Genomic DNA, 14,412 nt, shown 5'->3' with positions numbered 1-14,412 from the left:
TTGCGGGTGCCGCGAAAGAGGGGCGACTCAGTGCTGCGCGTGGTCGGCGTCGTGCTTGTCGGCGTTCTGTTCGGCCTTGTTGGCCATTTCACGCGTCTTGTCGGCGGTGGCATCGGCCGCATTGGCGGTGGCGCGGCTGGCGTCTGCGGCCAACTCGCGCGCAGCCACGCGTGCATCGGCAGTTGCGGCCTTCGCTTCCACTGCTGCACGGTCTGCGGCCTGTTCGGTCGCGGCGGCGGCGTGCTTGGCGGCAGACGCGGCATCGCGGCGCGCCTGCTCGGCATCCGGGCCCTGACAGGCAGCAAGGGTGAGGGCGGCGATGGCGCTCAACGACAGCATGCGGATCGTCTTCATGGGTGGTCCTGTTCCTGTTCCGGTGTTGGAAGCCGGAGCTTATGCAGGAGGCGATGCAGTCTGCGTCAATGCGCAGCCGGCCATTCAGCCACGGGGTAGACAGACGCAGTCTTGCAGGATGTTGGTGGTCATGCCGGCGGGTACGGCGTGCAAGGCCGGAATCGCAGGCAAAAAAAAGCCGCTGGAAACCAGCGGCTTTTTTCGAACTCGCTTGGAGTCAAGAAGTGATTACTTCTTGGCTTCTTCTGCGGTGTCCTTGGCAGCCTTGGCGGTGTCTTCAGCCGTCTTGGCAGCGTCGGCAGCCTGGTCAGCAGCAGCGTCGGTCGCGGCGCCGGAAGCAGCCTGGGCAGCGTCAGCAGCGGTGTCGGCCGAAGCAGCAGCGGTGTTGGCAGCAGCCTGAGCGGCGTCAGCCGACTGCGAGCCCGAGGCAGCAGCCTGGTCGGCAGCGGTCTGAGCGTCGGCAGCAGCTTCGTTAGCCGAAGCAGCAGCGTCCTGAGCCTGTTCCGGCTTCGAGCAAGCGGTCAGGGCCAGGCCCAGAGCCATTGCGATCAGCAGCTTGTTGATGGTCATTGTTTCAATCCTCGTCGTTAGATTAGGCAACGCGCTATTGCGCGCCCCCGACATGATGACGGCCACAAGACGAGTGTCAAGCGCACGCGTATTCAGTTTTGCAAAATCGCCGTTAAAGATAATTAAATCAATTCGATAGCGATGGCGGTCGCTTCGCCGCCACCGATGCATAGCGTTGCGATTCCGCGCTTGCCTCCGCGGCTGCGCAACGCGTTCACCAATGTCACCACCAAGCGCGCGCCGGATGCGCCGATCGGATGGCCCAATGCGCAGGCGCCGCCATGCACATTGACCTTCTCGTGCGCGATGCCGAGTTGCTTGATCGGTGCCATCGCTACGACGGCGAAGGCTTCGTTGATTTCGAACAGATCCACATCGTCCAATTGCCAGCCGAGCTTGCCGAGCAGCGCTTGAATTGCAGCGACCGGTGCGGTGGTGAACCACTCCGGCTCCTGAGAATGGGTGACGTGGCCGACAATGCGCGCCAGCGGCGTCACGCCGCGGCGTTGCGCGTCGTCCGCGCTCATCAGGACGGTGATTGCCGCGCCATCGGAAATACTCGAGGAACTTGCCGCGGTCACGCTGCCGTCCTTCTTGAAGGCCGGCTTCAGCGTTGGAATCTTGGCCACGTCCGATTTGCCCGGCTGCTCATCGCTGTCCACGACGACTTCGCCCTTGCGCGTGGCGACCGTCACCGGCACGATTTCGTCGGCAAACGCGCCGCTGCGCTGCGCCGCCTGCGCGCGTTCCACCGAGGCGATCGCGAATGCATCCTGGTCGGCGCGGGTGAAGCCGAACGTCTCCGCGGTGGCTTCGCCGAACACGCCCATGGCCTGGCCGTCATACGGATTGGTCAGGCCGTCCCAGGCCATGTGATCGACCGCCTGGAAATTGCCGTAGCGGTTGCCGGTACGCGAGTTGGGCAGCAGATGCGGGGCATTGCTCATCGACTCCATGCCGCCGGCCACCACGATGCTGGCCGAGCCGGCCTTGATCAGGTCGTGTCCCAACATGATCGCCTTCATGCCCGAGCCGCACACCTTGTTGATGGTGGTGGCGCCGGTGGAGGTAGGAATGCCCGCGGCAATCGCGGCCTGGCGCGCAGGTGCCTGGCCGAGATTGGCCGGCAGCACGCAGCCGACGATGACCTCGGAAATATCGGCAGGTGCGATGCCCGATTGCGCGAGCGCGCCCCGGATGGCAGCCGCGGCGAGCGTGGGTGCCGGCACCGCATTGAATTGGCCGAGGAACGAGCCGATGGCAGTACGTTTGGCAGCAACGATGACGATGTCGGACATGAGCAGATACCGTTTAAAGTGAAACGATTATCTGCCTCATGGCGGCGCCGCGCTAGCACGCGCCCCACGCGCACCCTTTCCGATTAAAGTAAGCAAAGCGTTATTCGGGCCCGATTGGGCCCCATCCATGGAATGGGTTCGGGGAGAACACAAATGAAGAAGCAAGACGTCGCCAGGACTGTACTGGCCTCGGCGCTGGCCGTTGCGTTGACCGCATGTGGCGGTGGTGGTGGCGGAGGTGGTATCCGTCCAAGCACTCCGGCCGCACCGCCGGTGACCTCGCCGCCGCCGCCGCCAACATCGCCGCCGCCACCGGTGACGACGCCCACCACGCCGGAGCCGGCGATCGATGCGCATCTGGCGCTGACCAACGCGCGTGCGGCGCAGGCGCTTGGCTTCACGGGTGCTGGGTACCGCATCGGCGTCATCGATACCGGCATCAATGCCAATCATCCGGCGTTGCAGGGACGCGTAAGCGACAGCTTCATCTATGTGGACCCACGCACCAACAACACTGCGGTGGGCGATGTGGTCGGGCACGGAACCGTGGTGGCCGAGCTGGCCGCCGGGCGTGCGGTCGGGCAATGGCCCGGCGGCATCGCGCCGGGCGCGGGCCTGGTGTCTGCGCGCATCATCAGCGACCGTGCGCCGGAGGATGACGGCAGCGGCGACGGCAACGAGGTCGATGGACCGCTTGGCCTGGGACCGGTGCACGCCGATCTGATCAGTGCCGGTGTGCGCATCATGAACAACTCGTGGGGCGGCCTGTACTGGAACGACCCGACGGTGACCAATCAGATTGCCCAGGAATATCGCCCCTTCATCCTCAGTAACGATGGGCTGGTGGTGTTCGCGTCGGGCAATGAATCGCGCTCGCAGCCCTCCGATACGGCGGCGCTGCCCAGTCAGCCTGGCCCCAACGGAACGCTGCCGGCGGCCGATCTGGAGCGCGGTTGGTTGGTGGTGGGCGCGCTGGATACCGCCAACCCGACGCAACTGGCGTCGTACTCCAACGCCTGTGGTGTGGCGATGCGCTACTGCCTGGTCGCGCCAGGCACGTCGCTGTTCATCGACCCGGACGCCACTGCCGGCAACATCCGTTATTTCTACGGCAGCGGCACCTCGTTTGCAGCGCCGCTGGTCTCCGGTGCGGCTGCGCTGGTGTGGCAGGCATTTCCGTATTTCAACAACGATCTGGTGCGCCAGACCTTGCTGGGAACCGCCACCGACTTGGGAGCTGCGGGCGTGGATCCGGTCTTCGGCTACGGCCTGCTCAACGTCGGCAAGGCAGTGTTGGGGCCGGCACGCTTCGATTGGGGCACGGTGGATGTCAATGTCACGACCTTGCGTTCGACCTGGGCCAACGCCATCAGTGGCACCGGCGGCCTGACCAAGCGCGGCACCGGCACCTTGGTATTGAGCAGCACGGCCAATGCCTTCACCGGCGACACCCAGGTACTTGGCGGCACCTTGCAGACCGCCAGCTTGCAGAGTGCGCGCGTGAGCATCGCCAACGGCGCGCGCCTGGTCGGCGCGGGCAGCATCGGTGGTCGGGTCGACAATGCCGGGACCTTGCAGGTCAACGGCGCGACCGCATCCATTGCCGGCAACTACACTCAGGCCAGCAACGGTCGCCTGGCAGTGAATGTGGGTGACCGTTTGAATGTCGCGGGCACGGCGACCATCGCAGGCGACCTGCAATTGCTCGGTCGGCGCGACTACGTCGTCAACAACACGACCTACGCAGTGCTGCAGGCGACCGATGGTCTGCAGGGCACATTCGACACGCTGAGCAGCGGGCCGGCGGTGACCTTTCTTAGCGCCACGCGCAGCTACGACGCCAACGCCGCGTATGTGTCGCTGCAGCGCATGGATGTCACCGCGGTCGCTGCGTCGCTGGGCGCGATCGGCACCGCATCGATGGATTCGGCCATCCGCGTCGAGCAGGCGTTCCAGCAGGTCGATGCGCAGCAGTTCCAGGGCAATGGTGCACTCAGCGGCGGCTTCATTCGCGCTGCAGCTGCCTTGCAACAATCGCCCACGGCCAAGGCCGCCGCGGATTCGCTGCGCAGCCTGTCCGGCCGCGCGCATGCCGACTCTGCGGCGATGACCTTCGACACCATCGATCTGGGTCGCCGCGCACTGGCAGCGCATTTCGATGGTCTCTCGCAACAGCCGCGTCTGTTGGGCAACTGGCAGCGGGCACTTGGCGGGCCGGGCGAGGGCGGTGCAACCACTTCGGGCTTTGCCACCTCCGGCTGGATGATGGGCAACGATCTGCGTCTGGCTTCCGGTGCGGTTACCGGCTTTGCGTTCGGCGAAACGCGCTCCAGCAGCCTGGGCGACCTGGATGGGGCACGCGGGCGCGATCGTCAGGTGCAGGCGCAGCTGTATTGGGGCACGACACTGGGCGCTGCGTACACGTTGGGTCAGCTGGGCTTTGGCAACGTCAATCGTCAGATCGAGCGCACCCTGCAGCTGGGCGAAGACCGCAGCAGCGCCTTCAGCGACTACAGCGGCAGTTACCTCAGCAGCAATCTGGAAACCGGGTACCGCCTGGGCGGTGCGCATGCAAGCCTGACGCCGTATATGGGCCTGGATTATGTGCGTTTGCGCAGCGGTGGCTTCCGCGAAAACGGCGGCGATGGTTTCGGCTTGCGTGCCGATGCGAGTACGTCCTCGCGCACGCAGGCGCTTGCCGGCGTGCGCTCGGCGTATCGTTGGCGCGGTATCCAGTTGGGCAGTTACGCCGAATGGCAGCAAGCGCTGAGCAGCGATGGCTTGACGCTGGATGCCAGCTTCGTCGGGGTGGATGCGTGGGCACCGCTGCGTGGCATGCAGCCGGCACGCTCGGGTGGTCTGTTCGGCATCACTGCTGCAGCACCGGTTGGCCAGCAGAGCCAGCTGCGTTTCGGTTACGACCAGCGGGTGGGCGAACGCGGCGACGACCGTGCGCTGAGCCTGCGATACAGCGCCGATTTCTGATCGGCGCCTTGCCTGGCTGAGGCATGTGGTCCCTGTCCAGGCAGCGTGCCTGGACAGGGTTTCACTCGCCGCGCAGCTTGTGCAGGAAGCGCGGTGCGGTGCGGCCCAGCGGCAGTTTGAGCTTGCTGATGGCCTCGATGCGCGCTTCGGCAATCTGATCGGCCGCCTGCTGCGGCGAAACGTCCAGCTGCGTTGACAGATCGAAAACCTTTTCCAGGTTGTGATAGATGCTGCGGATCAGCCGCATCGCACGTTCGCGGTTGTAGCCGTCGATCTCCAGCGACACATTCATCACCCCGCCGGCATTCACCACGTAATCGGGCGCATACAAAATGCCGCGCCGATGCAGCTCTTCGCCGATGGCGGCGCTGGCAAGCTGATTGTTAGCGGTGCCGCAGATGATCTTGGCCTTGAGTTGCGGCAGCGTGTCTTCGTTGATGGCGCCTTCCAGCGCGCAGGGAGCAAATACGTCGGCCGATACCTGATGGATTTCATCCGGGCGCACCGCTTCTGCGCCGTATTCGGCCACGGCGCGGTCGACCAACGCCTGATTCAGGTCGGCCACATAGAGTTTTGCGCCGCGCTCCTTGAGCAGCTTCACCAACTCCATGCCGATATGGCCCAGCCCCTGGATCGCGATGCTGGCCTTGCCGACTTCTTCGTGGCCGAGCTTGCGGTTGAGCGAGGCCATCAGCGCCTGCAGCGCACCATAGGCCGTAAACGGGGCAGGGTCGCCGGAGCCGCGGTGCACCTGGTGCACGCCGGTGACGTATTCGCTCTCCAGGTAGATCTGCTCCATGTCATTGACGTCGGTGCCGACGTCCTCGGAGGTGATGTAGCGCCCGCCGAGGGTGTCGACGAATCGGCCGAAGGCGCGGAACAGCGCTTCGGTCTTGTCGGTCCGAGGGTCGCCGATGATGACCGCCTTGCCGCCGCCGACATTCAGGCCGGCCAGGGCGTTCTTGTAGGTCATGGTGCGGCTCAGCCGCAGCGCGTCGTTGAGTGCCGCCTCGCTACTGGCATAGGGGCGCATCCGCACGCCACCCAACGCTGGCCCAAGGCGCGTGCTGTGCAGGGCGATGATCGCCTTGAGTCCGGCATCGCGGTTGTGACAGAAAATCACCTGCTCGTGGCCGGTGGTATCGAGGGTTTCGAAAAGCATCGAAGGCTCCGCGGGGCTGCGTGATGTGCCTTCCCTGAAGCCGGGCATGCACCCGTGCCGTGGGAAACAAAAAACGCGACGTTTGCAGATCCTGTCCGATCACGTCGCGCTGCAACATTTTAAACCACGTCGGCAGGGGCTTGTGCATGAATCTGTTCACCAATGCCGATAGCACTGCTGGCGGAACCATAGCGTCCCCAACCATTTGCTGCCTGCCGGGACGTGGCCGCATGCGAACGCCAGCGACCGGAAACGCCTCCTAGAGTGGCCGACACCACGTAGCGAGCGGTCGTCAGGCGGAGGTAGGCGGCGCGCGCGGGACTGCAGTGGACGAGGGGGACCTGCTCATTCCGAGCACCGGCCGCGTGCATGCTCGCCTGGCGGTGAGCGCAGAGCCGCGCGTGGTCTTGCACGCGTCCTGTACGATCAGCGATCAGCGATCGGCGGACAGGGCTAGTTGCGTCAAATACAGACGCAGGTCGAATTCCAGCTGGTGATAGTCCGGGGTCATGTGGTTGCAGAGCTGGTAGAAGGCCTTGTTGTGATCGGCCTCCTTCAGGTGCGCCAGTTCGTGCGCCACGATCATCTGCAAGAACGGTTCCGGCGCGTCGCGAAACACCGATGCGATGCGGATCTCGCGGCTGGCCTTCAAACGGCCGCCGTGCATGCGCGAGATCGCCGTATGCGTGCCCAGCGCATGCTTCACCACCTGCAGGTGGTTGTCGTACATCGCCTTGTGCAAGGTGGGCGATGAGCGCATGTAGCGCTCCTTCATCGCCTTGACGTACTCGTAGAGATGGCGGTCGGTGCGGATCGCGTGTCGGTCCGGGTAACGCCGTGCCAGCACGGCGGCGAGCTTGTCCTGTGCGATCAGCTCGCGTACCTGATCCAGGACGGCGGGCGGATAGCCGGTGAGGTAGCGAAGAGTGTCCATGGCGATCGGTCGCGGGCAAGCGCGCATGATCGCCGATGTGTCAGCCACTGACCAATCCACGCGTGCGGATGCGTGACTGCGAACCAGTTGCGCATGCGCACCGAGAGTCGATGGGGCAAGCGCGTGCATCGGTTGCGTTCAGTGCGGCTTGCACGATGTCACGCGGATGCGGTGCTTCGCCGCGGAGGGGTGGCCCCGCGTGCAGCTGTGATCATTTCTCCAGAAGCGCGCACGGTTGCGTGGACGCGGCGCTTGCTCTGTGAATGCAATGCACGTATTGCAGCGTGTGTCAGGCGTATTCACGAGTGCGGCACATTCGAATCGGTAGCGTGCGGTGCATGTTTTGTGGCGCTGCGCCGCAAGCACACGATCAAACAACGGCACGGTGCCGATGAGGAGACAACATCATGATCAAGTGGGCCATCATTTTCGCAATTATCGGCTTGATCGCCGGTGCGCTGGGTTTCGGCGGCATGGCCGGCGCGGCGATGGGTATCGCCAAGTTCCTGTTCTGGGCGGGCATCATCATTGCCATCGTGCTGTTCGTGCTGTTCGTGCTGTTCGTGCTGGGCATGACGATTGCCAAGAAAGTGACCTGACGACGCATGCTGCACAGCCGAGCAAGCGCATTGCTGTGCGGCTGTGTTACCTGTGATGCGAAGGAGCGGCCAATGGCCGCTCCTTTTTTTCTGCCGAGGCGCTGGCCCGCATGTCAGCTGCAGGCGATCTCAAGCGTGGCGTACGCGACGCGCGCGCCTGGCTCAAACGCCGGTATCGTTGGCAGTGGTATGCAGGGCGATATTGAGTTGATCGATGGTCACGATCCAGTCGGCATCGTCGAGGCGTTCTTCACGCAACAGCTGGGATTGGGCAGGCGTCCAGAACGGTGCTTCTTCCAGGCGCATCTCGCCTGGCAGCGGGGAATGCTCGGCAATGAAGCTGCGAATGCTGGCTTCGTCGGACGGCAGGCCAAGCTGGGCGAATAGTTCGGAAAACGGGTGGACGGGCTGTTCCATTGCTGTTCCTTCGTAAGTGCGGATGACGGAGTGCCTGGTCACTTGCCGCCCGTAGCGGCAGTGGCGTTGGCTTGATGCTAGTGCAACCAGCTTGAGCGTACTGTGCACATGCGGCTTGGATTTGCCTGCGCGAATGACCATATGTGTGTCCAGACCAGCGAGGTGTAGCGATCATGGCGACCGGATGGGCGGGTGATGGGGCGGTACAGGACCAGATCGATGCCACTGTCGACGATGCAATCAAGCGCGCACGGAGTCAGTTGCATCACGGGCCGAGCCTGACGCACTGCGAAGAGTGCGAGACACCGATTCCCGAGGCGCGCCGCAAGGCAGTGCCCGGCGTGCACTTGTGCGTGAACTGCCAACAAGCGCATGACTTGGAGCAGGCTGCGCAAAGCGGCTACAACCGTCGCGGCAGCAAGGACGGTCAGCTGCGTTGAGTGGTTGAGGGGTCATCTCCACGATGCCATTGCGACCGCGATCCCGTACAGCGTCTCTATCGCAAGCGGGCAACGCAGTGGAGCTTGCTGTAGTCGTTGGGGCTTGCCGCTTGCCGACGAGGACGTGTTTGGGTTCTGCCACTGGCGAACTGGCCGCAGCAAAGCGGCTTCGCCTTGCGCCTAGTTGGCGTTGAAGCCGCCGGTCTCGCGCCAGCGACGCGCGGTGCGCTGGAAAAACAGGCTATTGGGGACTTGCAATACGCTGCCGGCATGGTCGCCGGTTTCTTCCAGCGTGGTGTAGATCACGTTGATATCGATCACACGTCCCTTCAAGCCGGGCTTGTCGCCGCCTTCGAGTACCTCGATGTGATCGTGCAGGCGAAACGGCCGCGTGGTGATGATCAGGAACGTGCAGAAGATATTGGACAGTACGCTCCATGCAGCGAAGAAGGCTACTGCGCCGACGGCTGCGAACCCGGTGAATGCGGTCCATAACGTGCCGCCCGAGACGCCGATGACCCGCAGCACCATCAGCAAGGCACTGACCGAAATGACGAAGCTGCCGACGCGGCGGATACCGATCATCATTTCGGCGGGCACGCTGTAGCGTGTGCACAGCCGCCGCAGCAGTTGCCGGAGCAGCAGGCGGACCAACGCGGCAACTGCCAGGATCAGCACGATCTTGACCGTCGGTACTGCAATCGCCAGCCATTCCGGATTCCAGTGGGGCAACAGGCTGCGGATCATGGCGGGCAACGCATCGGAGGCGGACATCGCATCGTGCAGGATCAACGGGGCGTCCATTGTAGCGGGCCAACTCTGCGCTGTAGGTGCGCAGAGTGAATGCATGCTCATCTGCGAATGCAGGAGTGCGGCAGATGGCAGGCACTCCATGAATGCATGCCGACGCGCGCATGCGGATGGAGTTGGTGGGTGCAAGCCCGGCGCGTTCGCGCGGGTGCGGCGCGAGGCGCCGACGCGCCCGCAGCGTCCGGTCGCCGCGCATCGGCAACCCGTGCGAAGTCATTGCGCGGGTCATCGCCAGAAGCGACACGACGTCGCACTGAAGTCGCATTCCTGCGCGATGCGTATGAATGACATCGCCGGACGCCAGAAACAAACATGCCACCTTGCGGTGGCACGTCGGTACAACAGTTCCACTTCGCGGCACCATGCATTGCAACCTGCCGCGTTGTTGGCTGCGTTAGGCGGCCTTGTCGCCGTCGTTGCGCGCCGGGCCGAAGTTGGTGGTGAGCACTTCGATCCGGCCGCCGGTCTTGCGGAACGCGGCGATGTCGGCAGCGATGCGCTCACGACTGAGCGGCTGCGACTTACCTTCGCTGCGAGCGATGCTGGGCTGGGATTTCTGCTTGGTCGCGGGACGTGCCATGTGGCCTCCTGTAGCGGGGAAGTGCGGTGACACCGCGTGCTGCTAGGGTGGCGCGCGCGGAAGCGGTGTCGAGAGTGCGACGGCGTTCGGTGCGCCATCGCGGTGGCACGCTGTGCGTGCCGTTGCAGGCAAGACGGCTAGGCGTCGAGCAGCAACCGCGCATTATAGGGGATGACGCGGCGGCGCGTGTTAATCGTCCGACGAATGGACTGCCTGCGCGGCCGCCCAGGCCAATCCCTGGACCACGCCGAATGACGGATCGCCATGCACCAGGCGCGATTCGGGGAACGCAGCGGCCACGGTCTCGCGGATATAGCCGGCCCGCGACATGCCGCCGGTGAGGAACACCGTCGCCGGTGCGGCCGCCATGTCGGCGCGTACCTGTGCCAGCAGGCCTGCCAGTTCGCCCAGATAACTGGAAGCGGACGCGACCAATGCATCGGCCTGCACGTCCACGCCCAGGCCGCGCTCGATGAAGTCGAGCGCGGCCTGGTGCCGATCCAGCTCGCTGAGCGCGATCTTGCAGGCTTCCACGCCGCGATACAGACGCGCGGTGTTGCCGGTGTCCTGCAGGGCCTGCAGGCGCTTGTCGAAGGGGGCGGGCACGTCCTGGTACTTGTGCAGGCGGAATTCGCGCTGTCGCGTCATGTCTTGCACCATCGCCGCCTCCACGTAGTGGTGGGTAGGCACGCGCGTGATGCCGCGGCCGAACAGCGGCATGTAGGCCGCCAGGCTCAGCGCCAGATCGATATCGGTACCGCCGCGCGCGATCCCCCAGGCACGGTGTACCTGCGGCGCAGCGCTGCCACCGACGCTGGCATGGGCGATGTCGGTGGTGCCGCCGCCGATATCCACCACCACGGTGTCGTGGCGGCTGTCGTGGCTGACGTGATAATGCATCGCGGCCGCTGCAGGTTCTTCGAGAAAATCCACGTTGTCGAAACCGGCGGCGATCGCAGCGGTCTGCAGGATCTCCAGCGCCTGCGCATTGCCGGCCTCACCGATCGAACTGCGAAATTGCACCGGCCGGCCCAGGGTGGCGCGACGGATGTTGATGTCGAACTGGCGCGAGGCAGTCAGCCGGATGTGTTCCAGCACATGGGTGGCGATGCCGGTAATGGTCTGGCGCGCGCGCGGATGCAGGTTGTAGCCCAGCATCGACTTGGGGCTTTGCACCAGGCTGCCTTCGCCCTCGAGAAAATACGCATCCAGCGCCTCGTCGCCGTAGACGGCGTTTTGCAGCAGGGCGGCGGAGGTGCGTGGCTCACGCACCTGCGCTTCCATCCACTGCCGCCGCACGATGCGGATTGCGTCGCGGCGCAGGCTGTCGTTGTTGGGGGTGCGGCCGGCAGCCAATGCATCGCGTCGGCCCGAGTCGATGAGCCGCTCCACCTCGTATTCCAGCGCTGGCGTCAGGCTGAAATCGTCCGGGTCGCGCATGGTCTCCGGAAAATACACCGTGGTGCGGAACTGCAAGGCCTCGCCGAAGCGCACCGGCACGACCTGCCCATCGACGATCGCCGCGGCGGCGGAGTTGCTGGTACCGAAGTCGATGCCGAGTTTCATGCAGACAGGCCTGAGAGCGGGTCGCGCACTTTACTACGCCTGCCGCACCTGCCGTCGAGACTGGCAGCGTCGGTAACGCCATGGCCAAACCCGAGCGTTGTGCTGCGCACTGGCCCGCGCCGCAGCCACGGGGGCGCGCGGCGCGCGCCGGGTCAGGCCGCCAGCTCGGCCACGTGGCCGTCGTTCAATTCCTGCGTGGTGGCCTCGCGCACTGCCACCACTTCGACCGCAAAGTGCAGCGTTTGCCCAGCGAGCGGGTGATTGCCGTCCACGGTGACCTGATCCGGGCCAACCTCGGTCACGGTGACCAGGACCGGACCCTGCTGCGTGCGCGCCTCGAACTGCACGCCGGGGACTACATCGACATCGGTCGGAAACGCATCGCGCGGCACCTGCTGGATGAGCTGCTCATGACGCGGACCATAGCCCTGTTCGGGCACGACGTCGGCGGTGAGCGTATCGCCCAGCTGCTTGCCTTCCAGTGCCTGCTCCAGGCCTGGCACGATGTTGCCGGCGCCATGCAGGTAACTCAGCGGCGTGTCGGGCGTGGAGCGGTCCAGCACCTGGCCGTTGTCGTCGGAAAGGGTGTAGTGAATGGTCGCAACGCGACCCTGGCTGATTTCCATTGGAAACCTCCATGATGGATGATCGAAGGGAATGCATCGGCTGATTCACGATGCGAAGAAGTGCCGCACGCACACCGTAGGCAATCGCACCGCATCATGCAACTGCAGCCGGTTTTGCGGTTGAGGCGGGGATCAGCTTGGCGGCACAACCGCCACGACCAGGCTCGTGCCAGATGCGTCAGCGCGACAACGGATTGAAGCGTGGTGTGCGTCGGGCTGACGTCCGCAGCGCGATCGGCGATTGCGGCGTTGGCGCTGCGTTCGATGGATCAACGCGGCGCCGTGGTGACCGACAGGCATGCATCACGACATCTGCATGCCGCACGCTTCGGTCTGCCTCAGTCGGGCTCTGTTCCGCTCTCGATCTGCGCCCGCCGTGCACGCCAGGTTTCCGGGGTCTGCGGCTTGACGAACAGTGCGGTAAGTTCGGGATGTTGCTGCTTGGCAGCGGCTTCGATCCGCCCGACGCAGGCCTCGATCTGCGGTGTGGTGCGGCTGTCTTCGAACTCGGCGCTCAATGCTGCCACCACCTGGTTGGGGCCCATTTGCATGGTGAGCACGCCATTGGCCGCACGCACGTCCGGGTCGCTGGCGGCGATGCGCAGCAGCGAGTCGGTGACATGCGCATGCGCCGGCTCGCCGATCAGCAGGCCCTTGGTTTCGCGCGCCAACAGGAATGCGGTAAACGCCAGCACCCCGGCGATGCCGATCGAGGCGATGCCGTCGAGCTCGGGCATGTCGAACAATTGCGCACCGGCCAGACCGAGCAGCGCCATCAGCAAACCGATCAACGCAGCGCTGTCTTCCAGCAACACGGTGAAGGTGGTGGGGTCCTTGCTCTGGCGAAATGCCTGGAAATAGCCCATGCGGCCTTTCTTGGAGCGAAATTCGCGCACCGCCACCACCCATGAAATGCCTTCGAACACGATCGAGACGCCGAGCACGCAGTAGGCAACCAGATGGCTCTTGGCCGGCTCCGGGTTACGCAGATGCACGATGCCTTCATAGAGCGACACGCCCGCACCCATCGCGAAGACCAGCAGGGCGACGATGAAACTCCAGAAGTACAGCTCGCGCCCGTACCCGAACGGATGGGTTGGAGTGGGTGGCTGCGCGGCGCGGCGCAAGCCATACAACAGCAGCACTTCGTTGACGGTGTCCACCAGCGAGTGCACGCCTTCGCTGAGCATGGCCGAGCTGCCGGAGATGCCGGCGGCGATGAACTTGGCCACGGCAATGGCCAGATTGCCCGCCAGTGCCACGTACACCACCACGTGCGAACCTTTAGGCTTGCCTGGACCATTGCCGCTGGCCGAGGGCTCGCTCTGTTCGAGGCGAGGGGAGGATGGGTTTGTGCGCGGGGAAGGGGACACCGGCTGATGGGACACGCGCGACCTGCGAGGCATTCGACAAGCGTCGCACTATCGCGCCATCGCCGTGCCGGGTGCGTGATCGCGTGGCAGGGCGGCTACAATCCACGCCCGCTTCGATCAAGGAATTGCATGCCTACCGTCCCCGCCTGTCCGCAATGCGGACTGGAGAACACCTATGCCGATGGCGCGATGTGGATCTGCGCCGATTGCGGCTTCGAATGGAGCGCAGGCGACGCCGCGGCAGACACGACGGTGGTGCGCGATAGCAACGGCAACGTGCTGCAGGCCGGCGACACGGTGACCGTGATCAAGGATCTCAAGGTCAAGGGCGCGTCGATCCCGCTCAAGCAGGGCACGGTGATCCGCAATATTCGCCTGGTCGAAGACGACGCCGAACACATCGAGGGCAACTCGGAGAAGATCAAGGGCCTGGTGTTGAAGACCTGTTTCCTGCGCAAGGCGTAAGCGCGGTTAACCAATGGCGCTGCAATGTGGGTGGGCGCGACGTCAATGCGCGATGTTGACGAGTGCGCAATGTACCTGTGGATGGGGCACTGCTGGCCAGTTGCGCTAATCGCGCGGATACACCAATGCCACCATGCAGCCGGTGCCGATGTGGCTGGCAGGCCACGGCCAACGAACGGGCTGCCGAGCAGAACCGCAGCGAGCAGGCGCACATTCTTGGCAATGAGCGTGCT

At 64.5% G+C, this 14,412-nt stretch carries 15 protein-coding genes and 1 other RNA gene; 4 read left to right on the top strand and 12 right to left on the bottom strand.

Annotated elements, in window-relative coordinates:
* Positions 1-27 precede the first annotated feature (27 nt).
* From J7367_RS08885 to J7367_RS08875, 3 genes are all read right to left on the bottom strand, one after another.
* Positions 28-354, bottom strand: coding sequence for a hypothetical protein (locus tag J7367_RS08885; RefSeq protein ID WP_011346837.1), 327 nt, complete (start codon positions 352-354; stop codon positions 28-30).
* 228 nt (positions 355-582) lie between these two features.
* On the bottom strand, positions 583-924 hold the full coding sequence (locus J7367_RS08880) for a hypothetical protein (RefSeq protein ID WP_003489455.1): 342 nt from the start codon (positions 922-924) through the stop codon (positions 583-585).
* A gap of 122 nt (positions 925-1,046) precedes the next feature.
* The gene (locus J7367_RS08875) at positions 1,047-2,222 is read right to left on the bottom strand and encodes a thiolase family protein (protein ID WP_017155623.1); all 1,176 of its coding nucleotides are present in this window, start codon (positions 2,220-2,222) and stop codon (positions 1,047-1,049) included.
* A 153-nt stretch (positions 2,223-2,375) separates the two neighbouring features.
* On the opposite strand from J7367_RS08875, the gene J7367_RS08870 reads away from it, so the two are divergent.
* Entirely contained in the window at positions 2,376-5,207 is a 2,832-nt protein-coding gene (locus tag J7367_RS08870) for an autotransporter serine protease (protein WP_057660862.1), read from the top strand.
* A gap of 61 nt (positions 5,208-5,268) precedes the next feature.
* On the opposite strand, the gene J7367_RS08865 is transcribed toward J7367_RS08870, so the two are convergent.
* The 3 genes from J7367_RS08865 to J7367_RS08855 form a co-directional block, all read right to left on the bottom strand.
* The gene (locus tag J7367_RS08865) at positions 5,269-6,369 is read right to left on the bottom strand and encodes a Glu/Leu/Phe/Val dehydrogenase dimerization domain-containing protein (protein WP_005924809.1); all 1,101 of its coding nucleotides are present in this window, start codon (positions 6,367-6,369) and stop codon (positions 5,269-5,271) included.
* A 266-nt stretch (positions 6,370-6,635) separates the two neighbouring features.
* Positions 6,636-6,712, bottom strand: a non-coding RNA gene (locus J7367_RS08860) — sX9 sRNA.
* 90 nt (positions 6,713-6,802) lie between these two features.
* Positions 6,803-7,330: a YgjP-like metallopeptidase domain-containing protein gene (locus J7367_RS08855; protein ID WP_306347936.1), complete on the bottom strand. Its 528-nt coding sequence runs from the start codon at positions 7,328-7,330 to the stop codon at positions 6,803-6,805.
* 380 nt (positions 7,331-7,710) lie between these two features.
* On the opposite strand from J7367_RS08855, the gene J7367_RS08850 reads away from it, so the two are divergent.
* Positions 7,711-7,902: a DUF1328 domain-containing protein gene (locus tag J7367_RS08850; RefSeq protein ID WP_057660868.1), complete on the top strand. Its 192-nt coding sequence runs from the start codon at positions 7,711-7,713 to the stop codon at positions 7,900-7,902.
* 162 nt (positions 7,903-8,064) lie between these two features.
* Here J7367_RS08850 and J7367_RS08845 read toward each other — a convergent pair whose 3' ends face one another.
* On the bottom strand, positions 8,065-8,319 hold the full coding sequence (locus J7367_RS08845; protein WP_022559761.1) for a DUF2789 domain-containing protein: 255 nt from the start codon (positions 8,317-8,319) through the stop codon (positions 8,065-8,067).
* Positions 8,320-8,492: 173 nt separating this feature from the next.
* On the opposite strand from J7367_RS08845, the gene J7367_RS08840 reads away from it, so the two are divergent.
* A complete protein-coding gene (locus tag J7367_RS08840) occupies positions 8,493-8,759 on the top strand; it encodes a DksA/TraR family C4-type zinc finger protein (RefSeq protein WP_057660871.1) in 267 nt (88 codons plus the stop codon).
* A gap of 180 nt (positions 8,760-8,939) precedes the next feature.
* Here J7367_RS08840 and J7367_RS08835 read toward each other — a convergent pair whose 3' ends face one another.
* From J7367_RS08835 to J7367_RS08815, 5 genes are all read right to left on the bottom strand, one after another.
* A complete protein-coding gene (locus J7367_RS08835) occupies positions 8,940-9,533 on the bottom strand; it encodes a mechanosensitive ion channel family protein (RefSeq protein WP_057660924.1) in 594 nt (197 codons plus the stop codon).
* Between the two features lie 430 nt (positions 9,534-9,963).
* On the bottom strand, positions 9,964-10,149 hold the full coding sequence (locus tag J7367_RS08830; RefSeq protein ID WP_022559758.1) for a hypothetical protein: 186 nt from the start codon (positions 10,147-10,149) through the stop codon (positions 9,964-9,966).
* Between the two features lie 189 nt (positions 10,150-10,338).
* Positions 10,339-11,715: an Hsp70 family protein gene (locus tag J7367_RS08825; RefSeq protein ID WP_007967345.1), complete on the bottom strand. Its 1,377-nt coding sequence runs from the start codon at positions 11,713-11,715 to the stop codon at positions 10,339-10,341.
* A gap of 152 nt (positions 11,716-11,867) precedes the next feature.
* Entirely contained in the window at positions 11,868-12,341 is a 474-nt protein-coding gene (locus tag J7367_RS08820) for a peptidylprolyl isomerase (RefSeq protein ID WP_011050866.1), read from the bottom strand.
* A gap of 338 nt (positions 12,342-12,679) precedes the next feature.
* Positions 12,680-13,729, bottom strand: a complete 1,050-nt coding sequence (locus tag J7367_RS08815) for a cation diffusion facilitator family transporter (RefSeq protein ID WP_057660874.1) — start codon at positions 13,727-13,729, stop codon at positions 12,680-12,682.
* Positions 13,730-13,843: 114 nt separating this feature from the next.
* Between J7367_RS08815 and J7367_RS08810 the strand changes: the two genes are divergently transcribed.
* Positions 13,844-14,179, top strand: coding sequence for a zinc ribbon domain-containing protein YjdM (locus tag J7367_RS08810; protein ID WP_057660877.1), 336 nt, complete (start codon positions 13,844-13,846; stop codon positions 14,177-14,179).
* The last annotated feature ends 233 nt before the right edge of the window (positions 14,180-14,412 follow it).

Source organism: Xanthomonas sp. D-36-1 (assembly GCF_017746155.1).
In the GTDB taxonomy this organism is placed as follows: domain Bacteria; phylum Pseudomonadota; class Gammaproteobacteria; order Xanthomonadales; family Xanthomonadaceae; genus Xanthomonas; species Xanthomonas cissicola.
This window is presented reverse-complemented; position numbering and strand designations above follow the sequence as displayed.

What these genes read in the sequence shown, in the direction of transcription:
- J7367_RS08880 (WP_003489455.1), bottom strand. Translation starts at nt 924, where the DNA reads ATGACCATCAACAAGCTGCTGATCGCAATGGCTCTGGGCCTGGCCCTG.
- J7367_RS08885 (WP_011346837.1), bottom strand. Translation starts at nt 354, where the DNA reads ATGAAGACGATCCGCATGCTGTCGTTGAGCGCCATCGCCGCCCTCACC.
- J7367_RS08825 (WP_007967345.1), bottom strand. Translation starts at nt 11,715, where the DNA reads ATGAAACTCGGCATCGACTTCGGTACCAGCAACTCCGCCGCCGCGGCG.
- J7367_RS08850 (WP_057660868.1), top strand. Translation starts at nt 7,711, where the DNA reads ATGATCAAGTGGGCCATCATTTTCGCAATTATCGGCTTGATCGCCGGT.
- J7367_RS08870 (WP_057660862.1), top strand. Translation starts at nt 2,376, where the DNA reads ATGAAGAAGCAAGACGTCGCCAGGACTGTACTGGCCTCGGCGCTGGCC.
- J7367_RS08820 (WP_011050866.1), bottom strand. Translation starts at nt 12,341, where the DNA reads ATGGAAATCAGCCAGGGTCGCGTTGCGACCATTCACTACACCCTTTCC.
- J7367_RS08810 (WP_057660877.1), top strand. Translation starts at nt 13,844, where the DNA reads ATGCCTACCGTCCCCGCCTGTCCGCAATGCGGACTGGAGAACACCTAT.
- J7367_RS08830 (WP_022559758.1), bottom strand. Translation starts at nt 10,149, where the DNA reads ATGGCACGTCCCGCGACCAAGCAGAAATCCCAGCCCAGCATCGCTCGC.
- J7367_RS08840 (WP_057660871.1), top strand. Translation starts at nt 8,493, where the DNA reads ATGGCGACCGGATGGGCGGGTGATGGGGCGGTACAGGACCAGATCGAT.
- J7367_RS08855 (WP_306347936.1), bottom strand. Translation starts at nt 7,330, where the DNA reads ATGCGCGCTTGCCCGCGACCGATCGCCATGGACACTCTTCGCTACCTC.
- J7367_RS08875 (WP_017155623.1), bottom strand. Translation starts at nt 2,222, where the DNA reads ATGTCCGACATCGTCATCGTTGCTGCCAAACGTACTGCCATCGGCTCG.
- J7367_RS08865 (WP_005924809.1), bottom strand. Translation starts at nt 6,369, where the DNA reads ATGCTTTTCGAAACCCTCGATACCACCGGCCACGAGCAGGTGATTTTC.
- J7367_RS08835 (WP_057660924.1), bottom strand. Translation starts at nt 9,533, where the DNA reads ATGTCCGCCTCCGATGCGTTGCCCGCCATGATCCGCAGCCTGTTGCCC.
- J7367_RS08845 (WP_022559761.1), bottom strand. Translation starts at nt 8,319, where the DNA reads ATGGAACAGCCCGTCCACCCGTTTTCCGAACTATTCGCCCAGCTTGGC.